Raw genomic sequence first — 26,912 nt, 5'->3', positions numbered from 1 at the left:
GAAACACATCATGGAGCCGACCACCCAAGCACTCATCGTCTCGCCTCTGCTCGTCCTGCTCGTCCTCCTCCTCGTGGTCTCGTCGCGACGCCGGCGCCGCGAGGCAGCCGCGGCGACCCCGGCCCAGCCGGTCCAGACGCAGCCGGTCCCGACGCCTGAGGTGCACGCCGCTGCCGCGCCCGAGCCGGAGGCCCCTGAGTCGGCGCTGGACACCGACACCACGGTCGAGAAGGACACCCTGACCCAGGCGGACGCCCTGGTCGAGACGGACACCGCGCCCGGGGTGGACGCCCTGACCGAGGCGGAGACCGTGGTCGACGCGGAGGAGGGCGCCGCCCCGCGCGGCCGGAGCCGGCGCCGGTGGCGCGGCCGGCGCGGCCGGCGCGACCAGGTGGACACGACCGACCCGGCCGACGGCGAGCCGCAGGCGGACGCGGACCTGCCGCTCCAGGACACCGACGACTGGGTCGAGTTCGACGCGGCCGAGGCGTCCTCGGCTCTCGAGGCCGCCCTGCGCGAGCAGCTGCCCGAGGCCGGCGTGCTGGCCCCCGTGGAGGGTGCCACCGCCGAGCAGGCCGCCGCCTACCTCCGCCAGGTGTCCCTCGTCGTCCGGGGCCTGGCCGAGCACACCAGCGAGGACGAGCACCCGCACCGCACCCTGGCCCGGGTGGCCGCGGCCGTCGAGCGCCTCGGGGCTCCGGAGGGCATCGCCCGACCGCACCTGCCGCTGCCCAGCGACCCGCTGCCCGGCGCGCTGGGTCGCGGCCCGCGCCGCCCCAGCCACCTGCGCGAGCTCGCCGAGCCGGCCCCGGCCGCGACCGTGCACGACACCTCGTTCCTGACGCTGTCCGCGCCGGACGCGGACCCGTTGCCCGACGCGATGCCCGATTCGATGCCCGACTCGGTGCCTGACGCTGCCGCGCCGACCGCGCAGCTGCCGGTGGTCGAGATGCGTGACGAGTCCCCGGTCCACGAGCCGCTCCTGGCCGAGGCCCCGGCGTACGAGCCGCAGGCGTACGAGCCGCAGGCGTTCGAGGCGCCAGCCTTCGAGGGGCCAGCCTTCGAGACGCAGGTCTTCGAGGCACCGCTCGACCCGCAGCCGACCGCCCCGGCGCACGACGACGAGGTCGTGCTGCCCGTTCCCCCGCCCGCGTCGAGCGCACCCCCGGCCCGCCGTCGCCGGTGGGGTCGCTAGTCATCCCGCAAGGAGCAGGACCATGACGATCGTCTTCGAGGATGAGGAGCCCGCCGCCCCCCAGCGGCTCTCCGTCCCCGACCAGCTGGCGCGCCTGGCGACCAGGTACGCCGCAGGCGGGGACCTGCGCCGCGCCCAGCTGGCGTCGTGGGCGGCCGACGTGCACCTCCTCGAGGAGCTGCTGTGGGAGAACGGCCTCGCCGAGGCCGACGACCCCGTCGCGCAGCTGGCCGCGGTGGGGGAGGCCGTCGCCTCCGCGCTGGAGGCAGCGGCCGACGCCGCCACCGGCGAGCTCACCGCCCGCCAGGTGGTGGAGGCGGCCCGTCAGGCCATGGTCTCGACGTTCGACGAGTCCGTGCACGAGGTGCTGATGGAGCAGTTCGGGCAGCTGGACCATCTCGACGCGTGCGACCCCCTGGAGCGCGCGCCGGAGGAGGACGGCCCGGCGGCCCGACGTCTCGAGGGCCGCTCGCCCGAGGAGCTCGTCGCCGAGCTGCGCGCCGCCGCCTTCGACTGCCTCGCCGTCGCCGAGGTGATGGACCGGGAGGGCGAGCAGGACGCGGCGTACCGCTTCGTCCACCAGGCCGACGTCGCGGCCTTCGAGGCCTACCTGGTCGCGGCCGCCGTGCACGCGGGCGACCACCAGCTCGCCACGGTCGACCTGCGCTGGGACCTCGCCGGCGACCTCGACCCGGTCGCCTGGGCATCCCGGACGGACGACGCCTTCGCGACCCTGCGGCGCGAGCTGATCTCGCTGGTCGGCTCCGCCGAGATGGAGGCGCTGTGGCGGACCATCGAGACCAGCGGGGAGCCGTCATGACCACCGCGACCCTGGCCGGCCCGCTCCCGGCGGCGCTGCTGCCCACCGCCCTGGGGGTGCTCGGCCTGCTCATCGGCTCGTTCCTCAACGTCGTCATCCACCGGGTGCCGGCCGGCATCTCCCTGGTGTCACCCGGCTCGGCCTGCCCGGCCTGCGCGCACCCGGTGCGGCCCCGCGACAACGTGCCGGTCGTCTCGTGGCTGGTGCTGCGTGGCCGGTGCCGGGACTGCCGGACGCCGATCTCGGCGCGCTACCCGATGGTCGAGCTCGCCACCGGGCTGCTCTTCGCCATGACCGGCTGGCGGTTCGGCCCGTCGCCGTACACCGCGGCCGCGCTGGTGGTCATGGCGGCCGGCGTCGCGCTCTTCCTCATCGACCTCGACCACCGTCGGCTGCCCTTCGCCGTCACCGGCGCCGCGGCGACCGGCACGGTCCTGGCCCTCGCGATCGACGTCGTGGTCCGCGGCCCGGAGACGCTGCCGACGGCGCTGCTCTCCACCGCGCTGTGGCTCGCGGTGTACGGCGGGATCTGGCTGCTGACACTGGGCCGCGGCATGGGCCTCGGCGACGTCGCGCTCGCGCCGGTCCTCGGGCTGGCCCTGGGCTGGCTCGGCTGGGGGACCAGCATCGTCGGCCTCGCCCTCGGCTTCGCGATCGGTGCCGTGGTGGGCGTGCTGCTGATCGCGACGGGCCGCAGCCGGGTCGGGATGCGCGTGCCGCACGGCCCGTTCCTGCTCAGCGGTGCGGCGATCGGCATCTTCGCCGGCGGCTCCCTGTGGGACGCCTATCTCGGCGCCGTCGGCCTGGGCTGAACGGAGGCTTCTCGGGATGGATGACCTGGCGATCGGGCGGCTGCGCCGCGCCCTTGCCGCTGACCGGGCCACCGCTGCCGAGCGGCCCACCGTGGCCGACCTGGCCGCGGGCTCCGGACCTGCCCTCGCGCTGGACCCGGACGGCACCGACGTGTGGGCAGCGCCGGCGCCGCGGGACGGAACCGGGCGGTGGCCGGAAGCCGGCAGCGATCCGGACGACGCCGTCGTCGTGACCGGCGCCGACCTCACCATCCGCTGGGCCGCGCGCGCGGTCACCGAGATGCTCGGGTACGCCGCCGGGCACCTCGACGCTCGCGACGTCCGCGAGCTGGTCCACCCGGCCGACCACGCCGCCGTCACCGAGGCGGTCGAGCGGCTGCTCGCGGACCCGCTGCGCAGCGAACGGCTGGTGGCCCGGCTGCGCGACCACCAGCAGCGCTGGCGCTGGGTCGAGGGGACCGTGCTCAACCGGCTCGACGACCCCGGGGTTCGGGGCCTGGTCGCCCACCTGCGCGACGTCACCGACCAGGTGCGGGCCGAGGACGAGGAACGGCTCTCTCGGGCCCTGCACGAGGCCGTGGTGGAGACCGCGCAGGAGGGCATCGTGGTGACCGCGCCCGACGGCACCGCGTCGTACGCCAACGCCGCGATGGCGCAGCTGCTCGGCCGGCCCCTCGAGCACCTCTACGGCAGCGACGTGCTCGGCGGACTGCTGCCGGAGCAGGCCGAGGTCGGCACCGACCCCGGCGTGGAGCCCGGGTCCTGGCGTCGCGAGGTCGGCTACCGCCACCCGGAGGGGTCCGAGCGGATCTTCGAGATCGCCCACACCCCCCTCAGCAGGGAGGGCACCCGGGCCCTGGGGTCGCTGGTCACGGTCGCCGACATCACCGAGACCCGCCGGGCCGAGAGCGCATTGCGCCGGCGGGCGCTGTACGACGCCCTCACCGGGCTCCCCAACCGCTACCTGCTGCTCGACCGGATGGAGATGGCGGCAGCGCGGCAGTCCCGGAACGAGGGCGCCGGCATCGCGGTCCTCTTCCTCGACGTCGACGGGCTGAAGCCGATCAACGACAGCTACGGCCACGACGCCGGGGACCAGTTGCTGCGGGAGGTCGCCGCCCGACTGGCCCGCTCAGTCCGGGCGAGCGACACCGTGGGCCGGCACGGCGGGGACGAGTTCGTCATCGTCTGCGAGGACATCGACGAGGCGGGTGCGCTCTCGGTCGCGGCGCGCGTCCAGGCGGCCATGCGCCCTCCGGTCGAGCTCGACGTGGTGCGCACCCTGGTGGGCGTCAGCATCGGGGTCGCGCTGTCGCCGCCGTGCGACCCGGCCGACATCCTGCGGTCGGCGGACGCGGCGATGTACCACGCCAAGAAGCACGGCGGCGGTCGCGTCGCCCTGGCCGTCGAGCACGGCGACGGGTCGCCGACGCCGCGGCTCGTGCCGCCGCCCGAGTGACAGAAGTCGGCTACGCCCCGGGGACGTCGTAGGCGCGGGTGAGGGCGCCCGTCTGCCGGGCCGTCGCGGAGGCCACGGCCGGGCTCCACAGCCATCCCTGGGCGGCGTCGCAGCCCAGCTCCTGCAGCGCTCGCGCGTCCTCGGGGGTCTCCACGCCCTCCGCCACGACGACCAGCCTCAGAGCCCGCGCGAGCTCGACGATGGACGCGGCGATCGCCTGCGCCTCGGGGTCGGTGGCGATCCCGGCGACGAAGCTGCGGTCGATCTTCAGCATCGTCAGCGGCAGGGTGCGCAGGTAGGCCAGCGAGCTGTGACCGGTGCCGAAGTCGTCCACGGCTATGAGGAAGCCGCGCTCCCTGAGCCGGGACAGCACGGCGACGGCCGTGGTGGCGTCGGCCATGACCGCGCCCTCGGTCACCTCGACCAGCACGTGCTGCGGCGCGAAGCCCGCGGCGCGGGCCTCGTAGGCGATGTAGACGTCCAGGCCCGGGTCGCTCAGCGTGTGCGGGGAGAAGTTGACGGCCACGTAGCTGTCCGCAGCCATAGCGCCGGCCGCACGCAGCCGCCGCGCGTCGCCGAGCGCGCGGCGCAGCGCCCAGCGGTCGAGCTCGGAGGCGAGGCCCAGCTCCTCGGCGACGGACACGAAGCGGTCCGGCGGCACGGAGCCGTGCACGGGGTGGTGCCAGCGGGCCAGTGCCTCGGTCCCCACGACGCGGCCGGTGGAGAGATCGATGACCGGCTGGTGGTGCAGCACGAGCTCGTCGGCCTCGAGCGCCCGGCGCAGGTCGCTGCCGAGCTCGGACCGCTCCTCGGTGTGGGCGGCGAGCTCCGCGTCGTACAGGCGGACGCGGTGCCGGCCCGAGACCTTGGCGGCGTACATCGCGGCGTCGGCCCGGCTGATCAACGCCCCCGGCGAGGGGGACGGCGACACGGCCACCCCGACGGAGGCGGTGAGCCGCACCTCGCCCTCGGACATCCGGAACGGCGCGTCCAGGGCCGCGACCAGGTCGTCGGCCAGCAGGTGGGCAGCGGCCTCGTCCACGTCCTCGCAGACGACGAGGAACTCGTCGCCCCCGAACCGCGCCACGGTGTCGGTGGGACGCGCCGAGTCCTTGAGCCGGGCGGCCACCCGGACGAGCAGCTCGTCGCCGACCACGTGCCCGCGGACGTCGTTGACGAACTTGAACCTGTCGAGGTCGACGAAGAGCACCGCGGTCGACTTCGTCTCCCGGGCGAGGGCCTGCTGCAGCCGGTCGAAGAGCAGCGCCCGGTTGGGGAGCCCGGTGAGGGAGTCGTGCAGGGCCGCGCGGCGCAGCTCGTGCTCGAGGCGCCGGGCGTCGGTGACGTCGGAGACCATGGCCAGGGAGCCCTCGACCGCACCGTGCGCATCGTCGAGGGGAGCGGAGGAGACGACGAGGGTGCGGGGGCGACCGTCCGGGTGCCGGTAGCCGATCTCGGACCGACCCGGCCGGACCGGCGGCCGACCTGACGCGAGGTGCGGACGCAGGAGCCCCTCGGAGCCCACCACCTCGTCCAGCCGCCGGCCCAGGATCCGCTCGCGGCGGACGCCGAGGATCTCGACGAGCCGGTCGTTGACGTAGACGGCGCGGCCGTCGGCCGCGCAGACCCACAGGCCCTCGTCGGCGTTGTCGGCCATGGTGCGGTAGCGGGACTCCGAGGCCCGCAGGGCCGCCTCGGCGCGGACCCGGTCGTCGACGTCGCGGAGGTTCCACAGCGTGCCCCCGACCGCGGTGTCGACCAAGTTGCTCACGGTCGCCTCCATCCAGTGCCACCCGCCGTCGGCGTCGTGCAGCCGGAAGACCAGCGACTCGCTGCCACCGCGGGCCCGGACCCGAGCGGAGAGGGCCCGCACGGCTGCGGCGTCCTCCTCGTGGACGAACTCGGTGGTCCAGACCGCGGCCAGGTGCTCCGTCGGGTGGTCGAGCAGCTCGCCGAGCGCGGGGGAGACGTAGACGACCTGGCCGTCCGCGTCGCAGACCAGCGCCAGGTCGCCGGCCCGCTGGGCCAGGGCGAGGAAGAAGCTCTCCTGCCTCTCGCGGCGGCGCTCGACCCGGCGCAGCGGCCGCAGGTCCTGGATGGCGGCGAGGACGAGCGGACGGTCGACGGTGGCGTCGCGCAGCGTGGTCGTGCTGACGAGTGCGGGCACCGGTCGGCCGTCGGGTCCGGTGAGCACCCGCTCGGACCCGTGGCCACGCCGGCCACGCCGGAGACCCCACCGCAGGCCCCTGCCCGGCCGCGTGTCGGAGGCGTGGAGCAGCTCGCGCACGGGTCGACCCACCATCTCGTCGGCGGACCGCCCGACCAGCCGGCAGAACGCCAGGTTGACGTCGACCAGCCGACCGCGGGCGTCGTACAGGACCTGCGGCACCGGGGACTGCTCGAACAGGGCGCGCGCGGTCGCCATGGGGCCACCGGACGGGGTGACGGCAGGCTCGCCGGGGTCGATGGAGAGGCGGGTGGTGGGCAGCGTGGTCCTGACCGGTCTGGACACGTCGCCGTGTCCGCCGATTCCCTCGAACCCCACTGGTGCCCTCATGTCCCCCCCTGAACTCGAGTACCAGCACGGTAGGTCGACCTGTGGACTTCCGTCCCCGAAATCGATGAAACGCCGTAGCGTGCGCGCTCGCGTCAGGACTTCGCCGGGCCCGACACTCAAGTGGGCAGGACCGGGGACCGATCATCTGAGCACCTGATCGCGTGGGGGCGAGGTCGGCGGTATCCGTCAGCGGTGGTCCGTCGACGGGTGGGGAAGGGGGGGACACGTGCTGCAGATCGACCAGGGCCGGCTGCTGGCCAGCATCGCGGCGACCTCGCACGACTGCATCCTCTCGGTCGACGTCCGGGGCATCGTGTGGTGGGCGAGCCCGGCCACCGAGACGGTGCTCGGCTGGCGACCGGAGGACCTCGCCGGCAGCGAGCTGTCGCTCGTGGTGCCGCGCGAGGGAGGCGACGTGCACGCCGCCTACCTGCGCCAGGTGCTCGAGGGCGAGCGGGTGCAGCCCTTCATCGACACCGCCGTCCGTCGTGACGGCAGCTCCTTCAAGGCATCGGTCGTCCTCGGGCCTGTGCACGGCGCCGACGGTGACGTCATCGGCGTCACCGTCATCATGCGCGACGTCACCGCCGAGCTCTTCGGGCAGCGCGAGCTGGTGCACGCCACGGACGCCTCGGGCGCGCAGCTGGCCGAGGTCGCGACGCCCCTGGCCCTGCTGGACCTCGACGGCCGCTTCGGCTCGGTCAACGGCGCGTGGTGCGAGCTGCTCGGTCACCCCGAGGACCACTTCACCGACCGCGACCTGCTCTCGTTCGTGCACCCGATGGACGCACCCAACACGGCCGAGCGGCTGGCCGCCCTGCGCAGAGGAGAGCACGACCGGGTGAGCTTCGCCGGCATCTTCCGGCACGCGGGGACCACGAGCCTCTCGCTGCTGCTCGACACCACGCTCCTGCGCGACGCCGGCGGCACGGCGTACGCCGTCGCGGTGGCGGCCCGTGACCTCGGCGAGGTCGACGACGTACGACGCGCAGCGGCGGTCCAGGAGAGCCTCTACGAGGTGCTCGGCCGGCGTTCGTGGGACACCGCCATCGTCGTCGACGAGGACCTGACGATCACCTACGTCACCCCGTCGGTGGTGCAGCTGCTCGGCTACGACCCGGCGGACGTGCTGAGCACGGCCGGCTGGGAGTACGTCCACCCCGCGGACGCCCCGCGCGTCGCCGAGGTGCTGGGCCAGGTGCTGGCCGAGCCGCGGCGCACCGAGCGCTTCGTGCTGCGGCTGCGCGACCACGAGGGACGGTGGCGCTGGACGGAGGAGACCGTCACGAACTGCCTCGACGACCCCGAGATCCGCGGGCTGGTCGCCAACCTGCGCGACATCACCGAGCAGGTGCAGACCGAGGAGGCGCTGCGGCTCTCCGAAGCGCTGCACCGGGCCATGGTGGAGACCGCGCAGGAGGGCATCATCGCGATGGGTCCCGACGGCACCACCACGTTCGCGAACGAGACCGCCGCGACCATCCTGGGCCGCCCGCTGGAGGAGCTGCACGGCTCCGACACCCTCGTCCTGCTGCAGCTCGACCGCTGGGGACCCGACGCGGGGAGGGTCGAGGTCGTCTACCGCCACCCGCAGGGCGGCGAGCGCACGCTCGAGGTGTCCCGGACCCTGCTCAGCAGCGCGGTGCCCCAGCCGCTCGGCTCCTTGGTGATGGTCTCCGACGTCACCGAGGCGCGCAGGGTCGAGCGCGCGCTGCGTCGCCAGGCGCTGCACGACCCGTTGACCGGCCTGCCCAACCGCTACCTCTTCCTGGACCGGCTGGAGACCGCCGCGGCGCGCCAGCACCGCTCCGAGGGGCGGGGCACCGCGGTGCTCTTCCTCGACCTCGACGGGTTCAAGCCGGTCAACGACGGCCACGGGCACGAGGCGGGCGACGTCCTGCTCAAGGAGGTCGCGGCGCGGCTGACCGCTGCCGTCCGGGCCACCGACACGGTGGGCCGGCTCGGCGGCGACGAGTTCGCCATCATCTGCGAGGACACCGACGAGGCCGCCGCGGTGCTGGTCGGCGCGAAGATCCTCGGCGCGCTGCGCCGGCCGATCCAGGACCACGCGATCGGGGTGAGCATCGGCATCGCGCTCTGCCCGCCGCACGCGTTCGACGACCTCGTACGCCGCGCCGACGGGGCGATGTACCGCGCGAAGCAGCTCGGCGGCGGGCGCATCGCCGTGGCCCGTCCCGACGGCACGCCCAACGTGGACGAGGTCAGCGAGGGGATCCGCTGACCTCGTAGCGGCGGTTGAGGGTGCCGGCGGCGAGCGCCTCGGCGGGCGGCACCGCCCTGCTCCACAGCCAGCCCTGCGCGGCCTCGCAGCCCAGGCCGCGCAGCAGCTCGGCGTCCTCGGTGGTCTCGACGCCCTCGGCGACGACCGTGACACCGATGGTGCGGGCGAGGTCGATGATCGAGCCGGCGATGGCCAGCGCGCTGGCGTCGCTGGACAGCTCGGCCACGAAGCTGCGGTCGATCTTCAGCACCGACAGGGGCAGCCGACGCAGGTAGGCCAGCGAGCTGTGCCCGGTGCCGAAGTCGTCGACGGCGACCCCGAACCCGCGCTCGCGCAGCCGGGTGAGCAGCGCGACGGCGCGGGAGGCGTCCTCCATGACGGCGCTCTCGGTGACCTCCAGCAGCACGTCCGCCGGGGTCAGGCCCTCGGCGTCGATGCTCCAGGTGATCCAGTCCTCGAGGCCGGGGTCGCTGAGGGTCCGGGCGGAGACGTTGACCGCGACGTAGGCGCTGTCCGACAGGGCGCCGGCCGCCCGCAGCTCGGTGGCCTCGCGTGCCGCGCGGCGCAGCGCCCAGCGGTCCAGGCCGGCGGCCAGCCCGATGTCCTCGGCCACGGGGACGAAGCGGCTGGGCGGCACGTCACCGAGCAACGGGTGGTCCCAGCGCGCGAGGGCCTCGGCCCCGAGCACCAGCCCCGTCGAGAGGTCGATCACCGGCTGGTAGTGCAGCTGCATCTGGTTGCTCACCATGGCGCGCCGCAGGTCGCTGCCGAGCTCGAACCGCTCCTCGGTCTGGGCCGCGAGGGCCGCGTCGAAGACCCGGATCTGGTTGCGGCCGGCGACCTTCGCGGCGTACATCGCGGTGTCGGCGTGGCGCAGCAGCGCGGCCGCCGACGTCGTGGGGGAGAGCGCGACGCCGATCGAGGTGGTGAGCACCGCCTCGCCGCCGGTCAGCCGGAACGGCACCTCGATCGAGGCGAGCATGCGTTCGGCAACCTGGCGGGCCGCCTCCTCGTCGACGTCCTCGCACACCACGAGGAACTCGTCGCCGCCGAAGCGGGCCACGGTGTCGGCGGGGCGGGCGGCGCCGCGCAACCTGTCGGCCACCGCCCTGAGCAGGTCGTCGCCGACGGCGTGGCCGCGCGCGTCGTTGATGAACTTGAAGCGGTCGAGGTCGACGAACAGCACCGCGGTGCGGCTGGTCTCCCGGGTCAGGGCGTGCTCGAGCCGGTCGATCAGCAGCACCCGGTTGGGCAGCTTGGTGAGGTCGTCCTCGAGAGCCGCGCGGCGCAGCTGGTCCTCGAGCCGGCGGGACTCGGTGACGTCGGAGACCATCGCCAGCGAGCCGTCGAGCGAGCCGCCGGCCTCGTCCAGCGGGGCCCGCGAGACGGACAGGACGCGCGGCCCGCCGTCGGGGTGCTCGTAGCGGACCTCGTAGCGCTTCGAGGCGCGGGGCGCGGCCGTCCCGTCCGGCACGTCGAGCGCCTGCACGTCGTCGAACACGTCGAGGAACCGGCGCTCGAGCACCTCGGCCTCCGGGAGCCCGAGGATCTCGAGCATCCTGCTGTTCACGTACAGGGTGTCGCCATCGGGTGCCATCACCCACAGGCCCTCGTCGGCGTTGTCCGCGATGGCGCGGTAGCGCGACTCCGACGCGCGCAGCCTGGCCTCGGCGTGCACCCGGTCGGTGATGTCCCGCAGGTTGCACACGACGCCGCCGACCGCGGTGTCCAGCAGGTTGCTCGTGGTCTGCTCCATCCAGTGCCACGCGCCGTCGGCGTCACGGATCCGCACGGTCGTCGTCTCCGTGCCACCGTCGGCGACGACCCGGACGAAGGCCTCCCGCGCGCCGGCGACGTCGTCGTCGTGCACGAAGTCGGAGGCGCGCGTCCAGAGGATCTCCGCGGACTCGAACCCCAGCATGCCGGTCAGGGCAGGGGAGGCGTAGAGCAGCCGGCCGTCGGCGTCGGCCACGATCGCGAGGTCGCTGGCGCGCTGGGCGAGCGCGAGGAAGAAGTCCTCCTGCTGCTGGCGTCGTCGCTCCAGACCGCGCAGGGTCGTCAGGTCCTGGACGAACGCAGCGGCCCCGGCGGGTCCGCCCCGGTCATCGAGCAACAGCGAGGCGTCGACGAGGGCGGGGACGGGACGGCCGTCGTCGCGGCGCAGGATGCGCTCGGTCTGGACGCTGCTCTGCTCGCCGCGCAGCAGCGCGGCGAGGAGCGCGTCGGCCTCCCCGCTGTCGGACCGGTGGCTCAGGTCGCGCACGGGCACGCCGACCAGCTGGGACGCGTCGCGTCCGAGCAGCCGGCAGAACGCGTCGTTCACCTCGATCAGCACGCCGTGCGGGTCGCAGAACGCCTGGGGCACGGTCGAGCGCTCGAAGCACTCGCGGAACCTGTCCGCGGGCAGCCTCGGGAGCGATGCTGACCCGGAGCCGGAGGGCCCGTCGTGCGGCGTCATGCCACGCCTCCCTGGAGCCGGAGGTCCGAGCGACACCGGCGGCCCGGACTCTACCGCCGTGGCGTGCCCGGGGAGGGCAGGAAGGGAAAACATCGGTCGTTCTGTCGGACTCGCGACCGGGCTGCTGTCACAGTGGGATCAGCACGACACCGGGAGGGGGGCCGCGTGGACGACGACGTGGTGGCGGGGGCCGTCGCCCTGGCCGCTGCCCGCGCCCTGCTGCGGGTGGACACCAGGACCGAGGCGGCCGCGGTGCTGCACGCCGCGGTGCGCGACCTCGGGGGTCGGGTCGTCCCGGCGTCGGGTGACGAGGCCGACGCCGTCGACGTCTCCCTCGGCCTCGACGAGGCCTGCGTCGCGGTGCCCGCCGACTCCTCGGCGGCCACGGCGCGACGGCTGCGCCAGCTCCCGACGCTGGTGCAGGACGCCGAGGCGGCCGCGACCCGCTGCGACCGCTACCAGCACCAGGCGAACCGGGCCCGCACCGACGCCCTGACCGGCCTCGCCGGCCGCCGCGAGATCGACGCCCGCCTGACCGAGGCGGTCAGCGGTGACGTGGTCTGCTTGCTGGACCTCGACGAGTTCAAGGCGCTCAACGACACCCGCGGGCACGCGGAGGGTGATCGGGCGCTGCGCCGCTTCGGCCAGCTGCTGCGCTCGAGCGTGCGGGACGTCGACTTCGTCGGGCGGTACGGCGGCGACGAGTTCCTGATCGTGTTCGCGGGCGCTCCGCTCCCGGTCGCCGTCGACCGGATGACCGAGCTGACCCGCGCCTGGGTCGACGACGACCCGGGTGGGTCGGTGTCGATCGGGCTGGCCGTGGTCGACGGACGCGGGGTGGCGTCCGCGACGGCCGCGGCGGACCGCGCGCTCTACCGCGCCAAGCACGCCGGAGGCGGCGTGGTGCTGATGGCCACCGAGGGCGACTTCGCGGCGCCGACGGGCTAGGTGTCGACCGTCAGGCCCGCACGCTCGTCGTCCCAGGCGGCGGCGCTGATCCGCCAGCCGGCGTCGGTCCGGACGAGCTGCATCGTCTTCATGCCGCGGCCGGTGAACGGCGTACCGTCCTGCACCCCTGCCTTCTCGTAGCTGCAGAAGTGGTGGGCGATGTCGCCGAAGACCTCGGTGCGCCCCGCCAGCTCCCACTCGCTGAAGTCGACCAGGCTGCCGCCGGACAGCAGCGCCTGCCGCGGAGCGATGAAGCCGTCGACGTCGTAGACGGCGGGCGTGAGGCCGCAGGTGCGGACGATCACGGCCTCGGGCAGGAAGACCCCGCGGAGCGCGTCGAGCCGGGCCGCACTGTCCGGGCCGGAGGTGAAGGCGGCGAAGAACGTGCGCACGACCGCGGCGATCGCCGCCCGGTCCGCGGCGGTGTCGGGACGGGCGGTCACGAGGCCGGGGCGGTGGGGTTGCGCCGGCGCGAGCGCGGCCACCGCAGGCCGGGCGCACGGTCCGTGGTGCCGGACCGCATCGGCAGGGTGGACAGCTCGGGGTGGGCGGCGTGACCGTCGTGGGCCGTGAGCAGGTCGATCGGCACGGCAGGGCTCCACAGGTGCCCCTGCGCGCTCGCACAGCCCAGGCGCTGCAGCAGGGCGAGCTGGACCTCGGTCTCGACGCCCTCGGCCACCGTCTCGAGGCCCAGGCCCCGGGCCAGGTTGATGATCGACTGGGTGATGAGCAGGTCCTCGCCGTTGCCCGCGATGTTGGTGATGAACGAACGGTCGATCTTCACCTGCGTCACGGGGAGGTCGCGCAGGAAGCTCAGCGAGGAGTAGCCGGTGCCGAAGTCGTCGAGGGCGATGCCGACGCCGAGCTCGCGCAGGTCGCCCAGGCAGCGGCGCGCGGCCGTGATGTCGTGCATCAGCGCCGTCTCGGTGATCTCCAGCACGAGCCACGAGGCCGGCAGCTCCTCGCTCTCCAGGGTCTGGGCCACCAGGTGCGCGAGACCGGGGTCGCCGATCGACCGCGCGGACAGGTTGATCGCGACGCGGGCGTCCGACGGCAGGCGGCCGGTGGCCCGGGCCCGGTGGGCGTCGCGGCAGGCGCGGCGCAGGACCCACTGGTCGAGCTCGGCGACGAAGCCGCTGTTCTCGGCGACCGTCACGAACGTCTCCGGCGAGACGGCTCCTCGGGTGGGGTGGTCCCAGCGCGCCAGGGCCTCGACCCCCACCAGGCGGTGGTCGGCCAGGTCGAGCACCGGCTGGTAGTGCAGCTCCAGCAGGTCGCCGGCCAGGGCCTCGCGCAGCTCCTCGCCGAGCTGCAGCTGCTCGCGGGACCGCTCGGCGAAGGAGACGTCGAAGATCTGGCTGCGGGAGCGGCCGCGGGACTTCGCCTCGTACATCGCGGCGTCGGCGTGCCGCAGCAGCGCCTCCGCGTCGGCGTCGAGCGGCGGACAGACGGCGATCCCGATGCTCGCGCTGATGTGCACGGCGCGCCCCTCCACCCGCATCGGGCTGCGGAGCGCGTCGATCAGGCGCTGGGCGACCTCCGCGGCACCCTCCATGTCGGTCTCGGGGCAGACCAGGACGAACTCGTCGCCGCCCAGCCGGGCCAGCGTGTCGTCCGGGCCGGCCACCCGGGCCAGCCGGGTCGCGACCTCGCCGAGCACCCGGTCGCCGGCGAAGTGGCCCTGGGCCTCGTTGATGCGCTTGAAGCGGTCGAGGTCGAGGAACAGCACCGCGACCGGGACCCGGTCCGTCGCGGCGCGGGCCAGCAGCTGGGAGAGCCGGTCGACCAGGAACGCGCGGTTGGGCAGGCCGGTGAGGCCGTCGTGCATGAACGCCCGCACCAGCTCGGTCTCCAGCTCGCGTCGGTCGCTGATGTTGCGGGCCACGACCGAGGCGCCCGCGAGCTCGCCGCGGTCGTCGAGCACGGGACAGACCGTGAGCGCGACGTCGAGCAGCCGGCCGTCCTTGGTCCGGCGCACGGTCTCCAGCGCGCGGACCGACTCGCCGCGTCGCAGCATCGCCATGATGGGGGTGTACTCCTCGACGCCGGGCGGGTGCAGCACGGTGACGTGCTGGCCGACGATCTCCTCGGCGGTCCAGCCGTAGAGCTGCTGCGCGCCGCGGTTCCACGACGTGATCGTGCCGTCCGCGGACTTGGAGAACACGGCGTCGGGGCTGGCGTCGACGATCGCTGAAAGCACGCGCGCCGAGGCCTCCGCCCGCTGCAGCGCCGTGGAGACGCGGACGTGCCGGACCGTGCGCGCGAGTGTGCGGTGCAGGTCGCGGGCGACGAGCTCGGTGCGGACCACGAGGTCGTCGGCGAGCTCGCGACCGAGGTGGTCGGGGTGGTGGTCGTGGTCGTCGGCCAGCGCCAGCAGCGCGGCCTCGCCCGCGTGGCGTCGCAGCTGGTGCCAGGTCTCGGCCCGGTCCACGCCGGGAAGGTCGAGGTCCACCACGACGCAGTCGAACGATCGGGCCGTGAGGACGTCGTACGCACGGCGGAGGGTCGGGGCGTGCAGGAGCGACCAGGAGCCCGACGGCTCCTGGGTGACTGCGTTCAGCCCGCTGGTCCCTCCGAGATCGGCGTCCACGAACAGCACGGACGTCGATGCGGCGGAAGACGGCTGAACGGCGCCGTTCAGCATGTCCCTCCAACCCTCCCAAGTGTGGGCGACCAGTCTGGCGGCTCCTGCCCGCGCGCGTGGCGTTTTCGACGGAGTCGTGGGAGGCGCCGCCCGGAAGGCATCCCTCAGGCCGAGTTCGCCGGGACCCAGCGCTGCAGCGCCGTCTCGAGCTCGGTGGGGTGCACGGGCTTGGAGACGTAGTCGTCCATGCCGGCCTCGAGACAGCGCTCGCGGTCGCCCTGGACGACCCCCGCGGTCATCGCGATCACGGGGGTGTGGCTGCCCGGGCCCTCGCGGCGACGCAGCTCCCGGGTCGCCTCGTAGCCGTCCATCTCGGGCATCTGGCAGTCCATCAGCACGGCCGCGAAGCGAGTACGCCGCATCGCCGCCAGCGCCTCGAGCCCGTTGCCGGCGACCTCGGTGCTGAAGCCGAGGTGCTCGAGCATGCCCACCGCCACCAGCTGGTTGGTCTGGCTGTCCTCGACCACGAGCACGTGCCCGCGGGTGGCCCGCGATCCGGTCGCCGGTGCGGTGTCGGTGTGGGCGGCGCGGGCCTCCTGCGTGACGTCGAGCAGGGTGTCGTGCAGCTGCGCGTGGTGCACCGGCTTGGTCAGCCGGGCCCGGATCCCGGCCCGGCGCGCGGTGTCGGCGTCCACGTCGGGACCGGACGTCAGCAGCACCAGCGGCGTGGCCGCCAGCCGCGGGTCGGCGGACACGAGCCGGGCCAGCTCGAGGCCGTCCATCCCGGGCATGCACAGGTCCAGCACGGCCACGGCGTACGGCGTGCCGCGGGTGGCCGCATCCCCGAGGAGCCGCAGCGCGGAGGCACCGTCAGGCGCGAGGTCGGGGAGCATGCCCCACGCGGTCAGCTGCTGGTCGAGGATGAGCCGGTTGGTGGCGTTGTCGTCGACGACCAGCACCCGCAGGTCGGCGAGGCGGTCACCGTTGCGCACGGGCGTGGCGACCGGCACGAGCGCGAGCTGCAGGGGCAGCGTGAACCAGAACGTGCTGCCCGCGCCGGGCCGGCTCTCGACGCCGATGCGGCCGCCCATCGCGGTGACCAGCCGGCGGCAGATCGCGAGCCCCAGACCGGTGCCGCCGAAGCGTCGCGTCGTGGAGGAGTCGGCCTGGGAGAACGGGTCGAAGAGGCGCTCCCGGTCGGCGTCCTGGACGCCGATGCCGGTGTCGGTGACGGTGAAGCGGACCAGCAGGGCGTCGCCGGTGAGGTCGTCGAGCTCGGCCCGGATGACCACCTCGCCCTGCTCGGTGAACTTCACGGCGTTGGAGGCGAGGTTGAGCAGGACCTGGCGCAGCCGCGAGGGGTCGCCGCGCAGGTCCAGCGGCAGCTCCGGGGAGCAGTAGGCGAGCAGCTCGAGCTGTTTGCGGCGGGCCTGCTCGGCGACCAGCTCCGCGGCCTCCTCGACCACCTGGAGCAGGTTGAAGTCGATGACCTCGATCTCCAGCTTGCCGGCCTCGACCTTGGAGAAGTCCAGGATGTCGTTGATGATCGCGAGCAGCGCCTCGCCCGCGCCGTGCACGCCCTCGGCGTACTGCTTCTGACGCTCGTCGAGGTCGGTGGTGAGGAGCAGCCCGGTCAGGCCGATGACGCCGTTCATCGGGGTGCGGATCTCGTGGCTCATGGTGGCGACGAACGCCGACTTGGCGCGGGACGCCTCGAGGGCGTCGTCACGCGCCCGGGCGAGCTCCGCGCGGGCCTCGGCCTCCGAGCGGAGCAGCCGTGCGGTGCGGACGAACGCCAGCGCCAGCAGGACGGTCATGCCGGTGACCGACTCGACCGGGTCGGCGCCCTCCCCGCGCAGCTCGGCGCTGAGCTGGATCAGCGGCGGCACCAGCAGCGGCAGGATCGCGATGGCGACCTTGCCGGCGTACCCGCGTCCGACGACCAGCCCGTGCTCCTCGGCGGCCGGTGCCACCGGTCGCTGCCAGGCGGCGGTCGCGATGAGGATGCCGCCGACCATCCAGCCCGCGTCCAGCCAGGCGCTGACGTCGCCGGTCACGACGAGGACGAGGTAGCCCAGGTCGGAGAGGAGCCAGCAGCCGATGCCGACCGCGAAGCCGGTCCCGAGCGCCTCGCGGGAGCGGCGGTCGGCGAAGGCGCGCAGGGCCAGCGCAAGGAGGACGGCGTCAGCGACCGGGTAGCAGGCCCACACGATCCGCACCGCGGCCGACACCGACGTGTCGCCGACGATGTCCTGGATGGAGAGGTTCCAGAGGATCAGCAGGCTCACGACCAGGACCGTGAGGGCGTCGATGACGGCGTCGGGGTCGATCCGGCCGTGGTGGTGGGCCCGCTGCGCCCGGGCGAGGACGACGGCGAGCGCGGCGCCGAGGCCGACGTAGGAGCTCATGTAGAACAGGTCGGCGACCGAGACGTCGGGCTCGCGGCCCGACCACACGAAGGCCTGCCAGATCAGGTCGCCGAGGGCCGAGGAGGCCAGACCCGCCGTGACCAGGACCGGCACCAGCCGCTCGCCCGCCGCGGCGCGGAGGGCGCCGAGACCCGCCAGGGCCGGCGCCGCCCACACGGCCACGAGGTAGGTGGTGTCGCCGAGCGGACCGGTGGGTCGCCAGAAGTGCAGGGCGAGCATGACCAGGAGGGACGCCGCGACCAGCGGCACGGCAGGCCCGGGCAGCCCGGGGAGGACCCGTCCGACGCGTCGAGCCCGCATTCCACACCTCCGACACTCGCCCCGTCGGCGAACAGTCTGGCGGCAGCCGAGGCGGATCCCGGGGTGGCACGCGGGACGTGGACGCCTCAGGTCGTGGGTCGGACCGTGCGGGCGACCTCCAGGACGAGGCGGTCCCAGGGGTCGTGCGGGTCCCGGCCGGTGAGCTGGACCAGCCGGCGCAGGCGCTGCCGCTGGGTCTGGGGGTGCACGTCGAGCCGCGCGGCCGCCGCGGTGGCGGTGCCGGTGTCGAGGAAGGCGTCGAGGCCGGCGACCAGGTGCGGCCGGCCGGTGATCCGGTCGAGGACGAGGGAGGCCAGGCGGCCGGGGTCGGCGTCCCGGTGCGCGGCGAGCAGGGCGACCACCTGGGCGTCGGACTCGTCGAGGAGCCCGCGTCGTGCGAAGGCTCGGTCGGGTGCGGTCGTGGACGCGAGCTCGGCGAGCCGGTGCGCGCGCGGCACGTCGCCGGCGTCCGCGGCCACGACGAGGCAGCCCCTGTCGGTCAGGGTCGTGTGCCTGAGAGCGCGCTCTGGCGCGTCCTCAGGCACACGACTCGTCTCCTCGAGGACCGCGACGGTCGTCCCGTCCCGCTCGCGCGCGAGCACCGCCCCGTCCGGTGCCGGCCCGGTGGTCACCAGCACCACCGGCCGGGCGGGGAGCGCGACGCCGAGCTCGCGGCAGCGGTCGGCCAGCGCGGTGCGGGTCGCCTGCCGGCCGGCGAGCAGGTCGTCGAGCAGGTCGGCCAGCGCCCGCTCGCGATCGCTGCCGAGCCGGTCGCTGGCGGCCGAGTGGCCGGCGTACAGGGCCTCCGAGAGCGTGTCGATGCTGGCCATCCACAGCCGGGCCAGGGCGAGCGCGTCGTCGACGGTGAGCCGGTCACCGCCGATCTCGGCCACCAGGTCGGTGATCCGGGTGCCGGCGACCCGGTAGGCCCGCAGGACCACGGGGAGCGGACGGCCGTCGAGCGCCCGGGCCGCACCGATGCCGCGGAACCGCTGCACGTCGGCCGGGGCGAGCTCGCCGCCCTCGACCCACAGCTGGAGGATCCGCGAGGTCGCCCAGCCGGCGATCGCGGACACCTCCTCGACCTGGTCGGGGGAGAGCGTGGCGTAGGCCGGGATCTGCTCGCGGATCGTCGCCACCACGTCGGGGACCACCCGCGCCAGGTCGCGGCGGATCGCCCGCTCGACGCGCTCGCGCTCGCTCATGGCGACATTGTCACCGCATGACAGGCGTGGGTGTCATCTGGTGAGCGAAACCCTTGACCCCCGCCAAGGGGCTCCGCACGATGCCGCCATGGAGACGCGCGCGCCGCTGGAGACCGATGTGATCGTCGTGGGTGCGGGGCTGGCCGGCCTCGCCGCCGCCGCGGAGGTGGCCGACGGCGGACGCCGGGTGGTGCTGGTCGACCAGGAGGGCGAGCAGTCGCTGGGCGGACAGGCGTTCTGGTCCCTGGGCGGGCTCTTCCTCGTCGACAGCCCCGAGCAGCGCCGGATGGGCATCAGGGACTCCCACGAGCTGGCCCTGCAGGACTGGCTGGGCAGTGCGCAGTTCGACCGCGAGGAGGACCACTGGCCGCGGCAGTGGGCGGAGGCGTACGTCGACTTCGCGGCCGGCGAGAAGCGCTCGTGGCTGCGCGCGATGGGGCACCGGGTCTTCCCGGTGGTCGGGTGGGCCGAGCGCGGCGACGGCCGCGCGGACGGCCACGGCAACTCGGTGCCGCGGTTCCACATCACGTGGGGGACCGGCCCGGGAGTGGTCGCACCCTTCGAGCGACGGGTGCGCGAGCACGTCTCGGCGGGGCTGGTGCGCCTGGCGTTCCGGCACCGGGTCGACGGGCTGGTCGTCGAGGACGGCACGGTGGTCGGCGTGCGCGGCGCCACCCTCGAGCCGACCTCGGTCGAGCGGGGCCGACCGAGCAGCCGGGTCGAGACCGGTGAGTTCGAGCTGCGGGCGCAGGCGGTGGTGGTCACCTCGGGAGGGATCGGCGGCAACCACGACCTGGTCCGCAGTTCCTGGCCCGAGCGGCTCGGCACGCCGCCGCGGACGATGGTCAGCGGGGTCCCCGCCCACGTCGACGGGCGGATGCTCGGCATCACCGAGGCGGCCGGCGCGCGGGTGATCAACCCCGACCGGATGTGGCACTACGTCGAGGGGCTGCGCAACTGGGACCCGATCTGGGAGAACCACGGGATCCGGATCCTCCCCGGGCCGTCGTCGCTGTGGCTCGACGCGACGGGCCGACGACTGCCCGCGCCGTACTTCCCGGGCTTCGACACCCTCGGCACGCTGCGCCACCTGCGCACCACCGGCCACGACTACTCGTGGTTCGTGCTGACCCAGAAGATCATCGAGAAGGAGTTCGCGCTCTCGGGCTCGGAGCAGAACCCGGACCTGACCGGCAAGGACATCAAGCTGCTGCTCTCCCGGGTCAAGGCCGGTGCGCCCGGCCCGGTCGAGGCGTTCAAGCAGCACGGTGCGGACTTCGTGGTCGCCTCGTCGCTGTCCGAGCTGGTCGCCGGGATGAACCGGGTGGGCGACCCCGGGGTCGTCGTCGACGAGGCTTCGGTGCGCCGGATCGTGGAGCAGCGCGACCGGGAGATGGACAACGCCTACTCCAAGGACGCCCAGGTCACTGCCATCCGGGGGGCGCGCAACTACCGAGGCGACAGGCTGATCCGGGTGGCGACCCCGCACAAGCTGCTCGACCCCAAGGCCGGCCCGCTGATCGCGGTGCGCCTGAACATCCTGACCCGCAAGACGCTCGGCGGCCTCGAGACCGACCTGTCCGGCCGCTGCCTCACCGCCTCCGGCGAGCCACTGCCCGGCCTGTACGCCGCCGGCGAGGTCAACGGGTTCGGGGGCGGTGGCATGCACGGCTACAACGCGCTCGAGGGCACGTTCCTCGGTGGCTGCCTGTTCTCGGGGCGCACCGCCGGTCGCGCCGCAGCCGCCGCCTGCCTGTAGAGAAGTCGAGTCGGCGCAAGCTCGGCGCGAAAGGTGGTCGAGTCGGCGCAAGCTCGGCGCGAAAAGTGGTCGAGTCGGCGCAAACTCGTTGAAGCCTTCGAAGGATCGACGTCTTCTACGCCGAGTTTGCGCCGACTCGAGGTGTTTCTACGCCGAGTTTGCGCCGACTCGACGTGTTGTTCAGACGAGTTTGCGCCGACTCGACGAGGGGATCAGTGGGCGCCGGCGAGGTTCAGGCCGACGACGCCGACCACGATCAGGGCCAGCGAGAGCGCCTTGAACCAGCCCAGCGACTCCCCGAGGAACGCGTAGCCCACCATCGCGACGAGGGCGGTGCCGACGCCGGACCACACGGCGTACGCCACCGAGACCGGCATCGTCTTCACGACGACCGCGAGCAGCCAGATCGAGATGGCGTAGCCGCCGACGACCAGAGCGCTCCAGCCGGGGTCGGTGAAGCCGGCCGCCCGGGGGAGCAGGGCGGTCGCGCCCACCTCGATCCCGATCGCCGCCATCAGCAGCATCGACGCGCTCAGCACCTGCACCACGTCCTTCGGATCCTATGTAGCACTCGCTACAACATCGACCAAATGTAGCACTCGCTACGCTTGCCGCGTGAACCGCCGAGAGGACCTGCTCGACCAGGTGACCGACCACGTGCTCGGGCACGGGCTGATCGGGCTGACGCTGCGCCCGGTCGCCGCCGCGATCGGCACCAGCGACCGGATGCTGATCTACCACTTCGAGAGCCGCGACGCGCTGGTCTCCGAGGTGGTGGCCCGGGCGACCGAGCGCGCGATCGCGTACGTCGAGGCACTGCCGGCCGCGCCGAGCGTCAGGTCGGCGGTGAACCGGCTCTGGGCGGCCTACCAGCAGGAGCCCCTCAACGGCTGCCTCGACATCTACTGCCAGGCGGCCGCGACCGGCCTGATCGGCCACGAGCCCTACCTGAGCGTGGTGCGGGCCAGCAACGAGCACTGGTCGAGGGCGCTGCGCGACTACTTCGTCCGCTCCGGGGCGCCGCCGCGGCGGGTGGTCCGGGTCGTGACGCTCGTCGACTCCGCGCTCTACGGCTTCCATCTCGACCTGACCACCGATCGTCCCGAGGAGCTCGCCCGTGGCGTGGACGACCTGGCCTGCGCGGCGCAGACGATCGCCGGCTGAGCGACGCCCAGCTGGCCGACGCCTGGCCTGACCGGCGCACCCCGCCGGCCGAGATGGTCAGGCGCCGGACCTGCCCCGGGGTGACGCGGCGGGCGGCCAGGTGCCCGTCGGGGTGACGATCGTGCCGGCCTGGCCCTCGAGGATCAGCTGCGCGTCCTCGAGCCGCCCGATCGCGGCCGTCCCGCCGGTGAGCTCGACGAACCGGCAGACCGCGTCCACCTTCGGGCCCATCGAGCCGGCCGGGAACTGCTCGCGCGCCAGCGTGTACGGCGTGGCCCGGCGGATCGGCGCCGCGTCCGGGGTGCCGAAGCCGCTGACCACCTCGGGCACGTCGGTGAGCACCATGAGCAGGTCGGCGTCGAGCGCCTCGGCCAGCACGGCTGCGGTCAGGTCCTTGTCCACGACCGCCTCCACCCCTCGAGCCGGCCGGCCTCGTTCCGGATGACGGGCACGCCGCCGCCCCCGGCGCAGACCACGACCGCCCCGCTCTCGAGGAGCAGCCGGATCAGCCGGGTCTCGACGACGCGCTGCGGTCGGGGCGACCCGACCACGCGCCGCCACGCGGTCCCGTCCTGCTTGACGGTCCAGCCGCGGGCCGCCGCGAGCGCGCGCGCCTCCTGCTCGTCGTACACCTCGCCCACGAACTTGGACGGGTCCGCGAACGCGGGGTCGTTCGCCGCGACCAGCGTCTGGTTGATGATGGCCGCGACCTGCCGGTCCGGGAGCGAGTTCTGCATCGCCTGCAGCAGCCAGTAGCCGATCATCCCCTGGGTCTGCGCGCCCAGCACGTCGAAGGGGTACGGCGTGGTCAGGTGCGGGTCCGAGGCGCTCTGCAGGGCCAGCACCCCGACCTGGGGCCCGTTGCCGTGCGTGACGACGAGCTCGTGGGTGGTGGCGATCGGGGCGAGTGCGGTCACCGCGGTGGCGACGTTGTGCTCCTGGACGTCGTTGTCGGGGCGCTCGCCCCGCTTCAGCAGCGCGTTGCCGCCGAGCGCGGCGACGATGCGCACGTCAGTCGCCCAGGGTGGCGACCATGATCGCCTTGATCGTGTGCACCCGGTTCTCGGCCTGGTCGAAGACGATGGACGCCGGTCCCTCGAAGACCTCGTCGGTCACCTCGAGGGCGTCGAGACCGGTCTTCTCGAAGATCTCCTCGCCGACCGTGGTGTGCCGGTCGTGGAAGGCCGGCAGGCAGTGCATGAACTTCACGTCCGGGTTGCCGGTGCGCCCGAGCAGCTCCGCGTTGACCTGGTAGGGCCGCAGCAGCTCGATCCGCTGGTCCCACACCGACGCGGGCTCGCCCATGGACACCCACACGTCGGTGTAGACGAAGTCCACGTCCTCCACGCCGGAGGCGACGTCCTCGGTCTGCACCAGCCGGGCGCCGGTGCCCTGGGCGATCGCGGCGGCCTTCTTGACCACGTCGTCGGCGGGCCACAGGTCGTGGGGCGCGACGATCCGCACGTCCATGCCCATCATGGCGCCGCTGACGAGCAGCGAGTTCCCGACGTTGTTGCGGGCGTCGCCGAGGTAGGCGAAGGAGATCTCGTGGTCGGGCTTGGGGCAGTGCTCGCGCATCGTGAGCATGTCGCAGAGCGTCTGGGTGGGGTGCCACTCGTCGGTCAGGCCGTTCCACACCGGCACCCCGGCGTACGCCGCCAGCGTCTCGACGTTCTCCTGCGCGGAGCCGCGGTACTCGATCGCGTCGTACATCCGGCCCAGCACCCGGGCGGTGTCCTTCATCGACTCCTTCTTGCCGATGTGCGCGCCCGAGGGGTCGAGGTAGGTCACGTGGGCGCCCTGGTCGAACGCCGCGACCTCGAAGGCGCACCGGGTGCGGGTGGAGGCCTTCTCGAAGATCAGCGCCACGGTCTTGCCGGTCAGCCGCGGCCGCTCGGAGCCGGCGTACTTCGAGCGCTTCAGCTCCTCGGCGAGGCCGAGCAGGAACGTCCACTCCTGCGGGGTGAAGTCCAGCTCCTTGAGGAAGCTGCGGTTGCGCAGGTTGAAGGCCATCTCAGATCCCCTCGCGCTCGATCGGGCAGGTCATGCAGCGGGGGCCGCCGCGGCCCCGGCCGAGCTCGTTGCCCTGGATGGTGATGACCTCGACGCCGTCCTTGCGCAGGTGGGTGTTGGTGGTGACGTTGCGTTCGTAGGCGACGACCACGCCGGGCCGCACGGTCAGCACGTTGCAGCCGTCGTCCCACTGCTCGCGCTCGGCGGACTTCACGTCCTGGGTCGGGGTGAGCACCCGGATCGAGTCGAGCCCGAGGGCGGCTGCGATCGCGCCGTGCATCTGCTCCGGGGGGTGGGCGGTGACCTTGAGCTCCTTCTCGGTGTCGCCCGGCTCGATCGTGTACGACGGCAGCTCGCCGAGCCCGGCGTACTTGGTGAAGGTCTCGCCGTCGACCATCGTCATCACGGTGTCGAGGTGCATGAACGCCCGCCGCTGCGGCAGCGCAAGCGCGACGATCCGGGTGGCCGCGCCCTGGGTGAACAGGCTCCTCGCCAGCCGCTCGACGCCCTGCGGGGTGGTCCGCTCGCTCATGCCGATCAGCACGGCGCCGCGGCCGATGACGAGCATGTCCCCGCCCTCGGCGGTGGCCGGTCCGCTCGCCGACCCCGGCGTCCACACGTCGAAGACCTCGTCGGCGAAGAGCGGGTGCCACTGGTAGATCGCCTCGTAGTGGATGGTCTCGCGCATCCGCGCCTTCATCCGCATCGAGTTGATCGCGACGCCGCCGTAGATCCACGCGGAGGTGTCGCGGGTGAAGAGGTGGTTGGGCAGCGGCGGCAGGAACAGGTCGTCGAGGTCGAGCGCCTGCACGACCACCGAGCGCGGCTCCTCGACGTGCTCGAGCAGCTCGCGCTTGGTCATCCCGCCGATCAGGTGCCGCACCAGCGTCTCGTCGTCGAACGCGGCGAAGGTGTTGTGCAGGGCGTCGGTCGCCATCGGCCCGTAGAGCCGCTCGTCGAAGGAGCGGTCCAGGATGTGGCGGCGCGCCTCGGGGATCGCGACGGTCTCGCGGAGCAGCTCGTCGAGCAGGTGGACCCTCACCCCGGCGTCGCGCAGGGTCTCGGCGAAGCCGTCGTGCTCCTGCTTCGCACGCTTGACCCAGAGCACGTCGTCGAAGAGGTAGTCGTCCTTGTTGGTCGGGGTGAGGCGTTTCAGCTCCAGGTCGGGCCGGTGCAGGATCGCCTGCCGCAGCCGGCCGACCTCGGAGTCCACGTGCAGGGTCATGGGGCGCTCTCCACTCGTCGGTCCCGCTCGCCGGGACGACTAAACTCTCGCCGCGCCGACGCCCGGGGGAGAGGGCCGAAGGTCATCCCGATCGGGGACCACGGCCGCAGGCACGTCACCCCCTTTCTCTGCAACCCTCAGACACCGGGCCTCTCATCGCCCGGGGAGAGGACGTGCTCCATGGCCACCCAGGACGAGGCGGCACCGAGGTCCGCCCCGGAGCAGAAGAAGCACCGCTTCACCTTCCCCAGTGCGTTCACCGTCCTCTTCGGGGTCACCGTCGCCGTCTGGCTGCTGGCGTTCATCGTCCCGACCGGGTCCTACGACGTCGACAAGAAGACCGGCGGTCCGGTCCCGGGCAGCTACCACCACGTCGACGCGGGGCTCTCGTTCACCGACCGGCTGATGGAGCTGTTCCTGGCGCCGGTCAACGGCCTGTACGGCGTGAAGTCGGCCGCCACCGGGTTCATCGGGCCCTATGAGTCCGGCGAGCTGTTCGGCGCGGCCGGGGTGTTCTTCTTCGTGATCGCGATCGGCATCTTCATCACGATGTCGATGCGCACCGGCGCGATCGACAACGGCATCGCGCACGTCGCGCAGCGGTTCAGCAGCCGCGGCGCGATGGTCATCGTGATCCTGATGGTGCTGCTGTCGATCGGCGGCACCACCGAGGGGATGGCGGAGGAGACGCTCGGCTTCTACGCGCTGATCGTGCCGTTGATGCTGAGCCTCGGCTACGACCGGATGGTGGCCGCGGCGACGATCCTGATCGGCGCCGGCATCGGCGTGCTCGCCTCGACGGTCAACCCGTTCGCCACCGGCGTCGCCTCCGACGCGGCCGGCATCTCGATCGGCGACGGGATCGGCTACCGGTTCCTCATGTACATCGTGCTGGTGCCGGTCGGTATCTGGTTCGTGCTGCGCTACGCGAAGAAGGTCAAGGCCGACCCCGGTCACTCGCGGGTCGGGAAGCAGGAGGGCGACGCCGAGATCGCGGCCGCCGGGATCGGCGAGCTGGAGCCGCTGACCGGCCGGCAGAAGGCCGTGCTGGCGGTGGTGGCGTTCACCTTCGCGTTCATGATCTTCACGATCGTGCCGTGGGCGCAGGTCATCGAGGGACCGGACGCCGCGAGCTACACCTGGCAGTTCGACTGGTACTTCCCCGAGCTCGGGGCCCTCTTCATCGTGATGTCGATCGTGGTCGGGCTGATCGGCGGGCTGGGGGAGAAGGGGCTGACCGACACCCTGGTCCGCGGTGCCGGCGACTTCATCGGGGTCGGCCTGATCATCGTGCTGGCCCGTGGCGTCACCGTGATCATGAACAACTCGGTCATCACCGACACGGTGCTGCACTCGATGGAGAACGCCGTCAGCGACACCTCGGCGGGAGTCTTCGGTGCCCTGATGTTCCTGCTGAACATCCCACTGGCGTTCCTGGTGCCGTCCACCTCGGGGCACGCCGCGCTGGCGATGCCGATCCTGGCGCCGCTCGCCGACTTCGCCGGGGTGTCCCGGGCGATGGTGGTCACGGCGTACCAATCGGCCTCCGGCGTGGTCAACCTGATCACCCCGACCTCCGCGGTGGTCATGGGTGGCCTGGCGCTGGCCAAGGTGCGCTACGACCACTACCTCCGGTTCATCGGGCCGCTGCTGGCGATCCTGTTCGTCGCGTGCCTGCTGTTCTGTGCGGTGGGGGCGGCGCTGTCGTAGGGGCCGTCGCGGCTGCCAGCCGGTCTGGCCCG

20 protein-coding genes are annotated in these 26,912 nt (G+C 73.4%); 9 read left to right on the top strand and 11 right to left on the bottom strand.

All coding sequences use genetic code 11. The features are described 5' to 3' along the window. Nucleotides 1–10: 10 nt before the first annotated feature. The 4 genes from ACZ43H_RS14015 to ACZ43H_RS14000 are packed head-to-tail and all read left to right on the top strand — an operon-like array spanning nucleotide 11 to nucleotide 4,286. Nucleotides 11–1,195 (top strand): hypothetical protein, encoded by a 1,185-nt coding sequence (locus ACZ43H_RS14015; protein ID WP_464583728.1) that lies wholly within the window; start codon nucleotides 11–13, stop codon nucleotides 1,193–1,195. Between the two features lie 22 nt (nucleotides 1,196–1,217). Next, a complete protein-coding gene (locus tag ACZ43H_RS14010) occupies nucleotides 1,218–2,015 on the top strand; it encodes a hypothetical protein (RefSeq protein WP_464583726.1) in 798 nt (265 codons plus the stop codon). Then, nucleotides 2,012–2,827 (top strand): prepilin peptidase, encoded by an 816-nt coding sequence (locus tag ACZ43H_RS14005; protein ID WP_464583724.1) that lies wholly within the window; start codon nucleotides 2,012–2,014, stop codon nucleotides 2,825–2,827. The genes ACZ43H_RS14010 and ACZ43H_RS14005 overlap by 4 nt, the downstream gene beginning before the upstream one ends. Before the next feature lie 16 nt (nucleotides 2,828–2,843). Then, on the top strand, nucleotides 2,844–4,286 hold the full coding sequence (locus tag ACZ43H_RS14000; protein WP_464583722.1) for a diguanylate cyclase domain-containing protein: 1,443 nt from the start codon (nucleotides 2,844–2,846) through the stop codon (nucleotides 4,284–4,286). Nucleotides 4,287–4,296: 10 nt separating this feature from the next. Here ACZ43H_RS14000 and ACZ43H_RS13995 read toward each other — a convergent pair whose 3' ends face one another. After that, nucleotides 4,297–6,843: a sensor domain-containing protein gene (locus ACZ43H_RS13995; protein WP_464583720.1), complete on the bottom strand. Its 2,547-nt coding sequence runs from the start codon at nucleotides 6,841–6,843 to the stop codon at nucleotides 4,297–4,299. Nucleotides 6,844–7,069: 226 nt separating this feature from the next. Between ACZ43H_RS13995 and ACZ43H_RS13990 the strand changes: the two genes are divergently transcribed. Beyond that, a complete protein-coding gene (locus tag ACZ43H_RS13990; protein ID WP_464583718.1) occupies nucleotides 7,070–9,085 on the top strand; it encodes a sensor domain-containing protein in 2,016 nt (671 codons plus the stop codon). Here ACZ43H_RS13990 and ACZ43H_RS13985 read toward each other — a convergent pair. Then, nucleotides 9,066–11,543, bottom strand: a complete 2,478-nt coding sequence (locus ACZ43H_RS13985) for a sensor domain-containing protein (protein WP_464583716.1) — start codon at nucleotides 11,541–11,543, stop codon at nucleotides 9,066–9,068. The genes ACZ43H_RS13990 and ACZ43H_RS13985 overlap by 20 nt on opposite strands. A gap of 165 nt (nucleotides 11,544–11,708) precedes the next feature. Between ACZ43H_RS13985 and ACZ43H_RS13980 the strand changes: the two genes are divergently transcribed. Continuing rightward, entirely contained in the window at nucleotides 11,709–12,491 is a 783-nt protein-coding gene (locus ACZ43H_RS13980; RefSeq protein WP_464583714.1) for a GGDEF domain-containing protein, read from the top strand. Here the strand turns inward: ACZ43H_RS13980 and ACZ43H_RS13975 are convergent. From ACZ43H_RS13975 to ACZ43H_RS13960, 4 genes are all read right to left on the bottom strand, one after another. Then, nucleotides 12,488–12,934 carry a nuclear transport factor 2 family protein gene (locus ACZ43H_RS13975; protein WP_464583712.1) on the bottom strand — a complete coding sequence of 149 codons (447 nt, stop codon included), beginning with the start codon at nucleotides 12,932–12,934 and terminating at the stop codon, nucleotides 12,488–12,490. The two genes, ACZ43H_RS13980 and ACZ43H_RS13975, sit on opposite strands and share 4 nt — an antisense overlap. Continuing rightward, nucleotides 12,931–15,090 carry a putative bifunctional diguanylate cyclase/phosphodiesterase gene (locus tag ACZ43H_RS13970; RefSeq protein WP_464583710.1) on the bottom strand — a complete coding sequence of 720 codons (2,160 nt, stop codon included), beginning with the start codon at nucleotides 15,088–15,090 and terminating at the stop codon, nucleotides 12,931–12,933. Before ACZ43H_RS13970 ends, ACZ43H_RS13975 begins: the two co-directional genes overlap by 4 nt. A 149-nt stretch (nucleotides 15,091–15,239) precedes the next feature. Further along, nucleotides 15,240–17,804, bottom strand: a complete 2,565-nt coding sequence (locus ACZ43H_RS13965; RefSeq protein WP_464583708.1) for a hybrid sensor histidine kinase/response regulator — start codon at nucleotides 17,802–17,804, stop codon at nucleotides 15,240–15,242. A gap of 86 nt (nucleotides 17,805–17,890) precedes the next feature. Beyond that, the gene (locus tag ACZ43H_RS13960) at nucleotides 17,891–19,009 is read right to left on the bottom strand and encodes an RsbRD N-terminal domain-containing protein (protein ID WP_464583706.1); all 1,119 of its coding nucleotides are present in this window, start codon (nucleotides 19,007–19,009) and stop codon (nucleotides 17,891–17,893) included. An 88-nt stretch (nucleotides 19,010–19,097) separates the two neighbouring features. Here ACZ43H_RS13960 and ACZ43H_RS13955 point away from each other — a divergent pair, with 88 nt between their 5' ends. Beyond that, the gene (locus ACZ43H_RS13955) at nucleotides 19,098–20,768 is read left to right on the top strand and encodes an FAD-binding dehydrogenase (protein WP_464583704.1); all 1,671 of its coding nucleotides are present in this window, start codon (nucleotides 19,098–19,100) and stop codon (nucleotides 20,766–20,768) included. A 212-nt stretch (nucleotides 20,769–20,980) separates the two neighbouring features. Here the strand turns inward: ACZ43H_RS13955 and ACZ43H_RS13950 are convergent, their stop codons facing one another. Next, nucleotides 20,981–21,316 carry a DMT family transporter gene (locus ACZ43H_RS13950; protein ID WP_464583702.1) on the bottom strand — a complete coding sequence of 112 codons (336 nt, stop codon included), beginning with the start codon at nucleotides 21,314–21,316 and terminating at the stop codon, nucleotides 20,981–20,983. A 67-nt stretch (nucleotides 21,317–21,383) separates the two neighbouring features. Between ACZ43H_RS13950 and ACZ43H_RS13945 the strand changes: the two genes are divergently transcribed. Next, nucleotides 21,384–21,932 carry a TetR/AcrR family transcriptional regulator gene (locus ACZ43H_RS13945; protein ID WP_464583700.1) on the top strand — a complete coding sequence of 183 codons (549 nt, stop codon included), beginning with the start codon at nucleotides 21,384–21,386 and terminating at the stop codon, nucleotides 21,930–21,932. 57 nt (nucleotides 21,933–21,989) lie between these two features. Here the strand turns inward: ACZ43H_RS13945 and ACZ43H_RS13940 are convergent, their stop codons facing one another. From ACZ43H_RS13940 to ACZ43H_RS13925, 4 genes are read right to left on the bottom strand one after another with little or no spacing between them, the layout of a single operon-like run. Further along, complete coding sequence (locus ACZ43H_RS13940) at nucleotides 21,990–22,334, bottom strand: amino acid kinase family protein (RefSeq protein ID WP_464583698.1); 345 nt, start codon at nucleotides 22,332–22,334, stop codon at nucleotides 21,990–21,992. Beyond that, the gene (locus ACZ43H_RS13935; RefSeq protein ID WP_464583696.1) at nucleotides 22,319–22,942 is read right to left on the bottom strand and encodes an amino acid kinase family protein; all 624 of its coding nucleotides are present in this window, start codon (nucleotides 22,940–22,942) and stop codon (nucleotides 22,319–22,321) included. Before ACZ43H_RS13935 ends, ACZ43H_RS13940 begins: the two co-directional genes overlap by 16 nt. Before the next feature lies 1 nt (nucleotide 22,943). Beyond that, nucleotides 22,944–23,945: an ornithine carbamoyltransferase gene (gene argF, locus ACZ43H_RS13930; RefSeq protein ID WP_464583694.1), complete on the bottom strand. Its 1,002-nt coding sequence runs from the start codon at nucleotides 23,943–23,945 to the stop codon at nucleotides 22,944–22,946. 1 nt (nucleotide 23,946) lies between these two features. Continuing rightward, nucleotides 23,947–25,170 (bottom strand): arginine deiminase, encoded by a 1,224-nt coding sequence (locus ACZ43H_RS13925; RefSeq protein WP_464583692.1) that lies wholly within the window; start codon nucleotides 25,168–25,170, stop codon nucleotides 23,947–23,949. 180 nt (nucleotides 25,171–25,350) lie between these two features. Between ACZ43H_RS13925 and ACZ43H_RS13920 the strand changes: the two genes are divergently transcribed. Beyond that, nucleotides 25,351–26,880 carry a YfcC family protein gene (locus ACZ43H_RS13920; RefSeq protein ID WP_464583690.1) on the top strand — a complete coding sequence of 510 codons (1,530 nt, stop codon included), beginning with the start codon at nucleotides 25,351–25,353 and terminating at the stop codon, nucleotides 26,878–26,880. Nucleotides 26,881–26,912 lie beyond the last annotated feature (32 nt).

The organism is Nocardioides sp. DN36, from assembly GCF_055380375.1.
The sequence above is the reverse complement of the archived record's forward strand: the minus strand, read 5'-3'. Positions and strand labels throughout refer to the sequence as shown.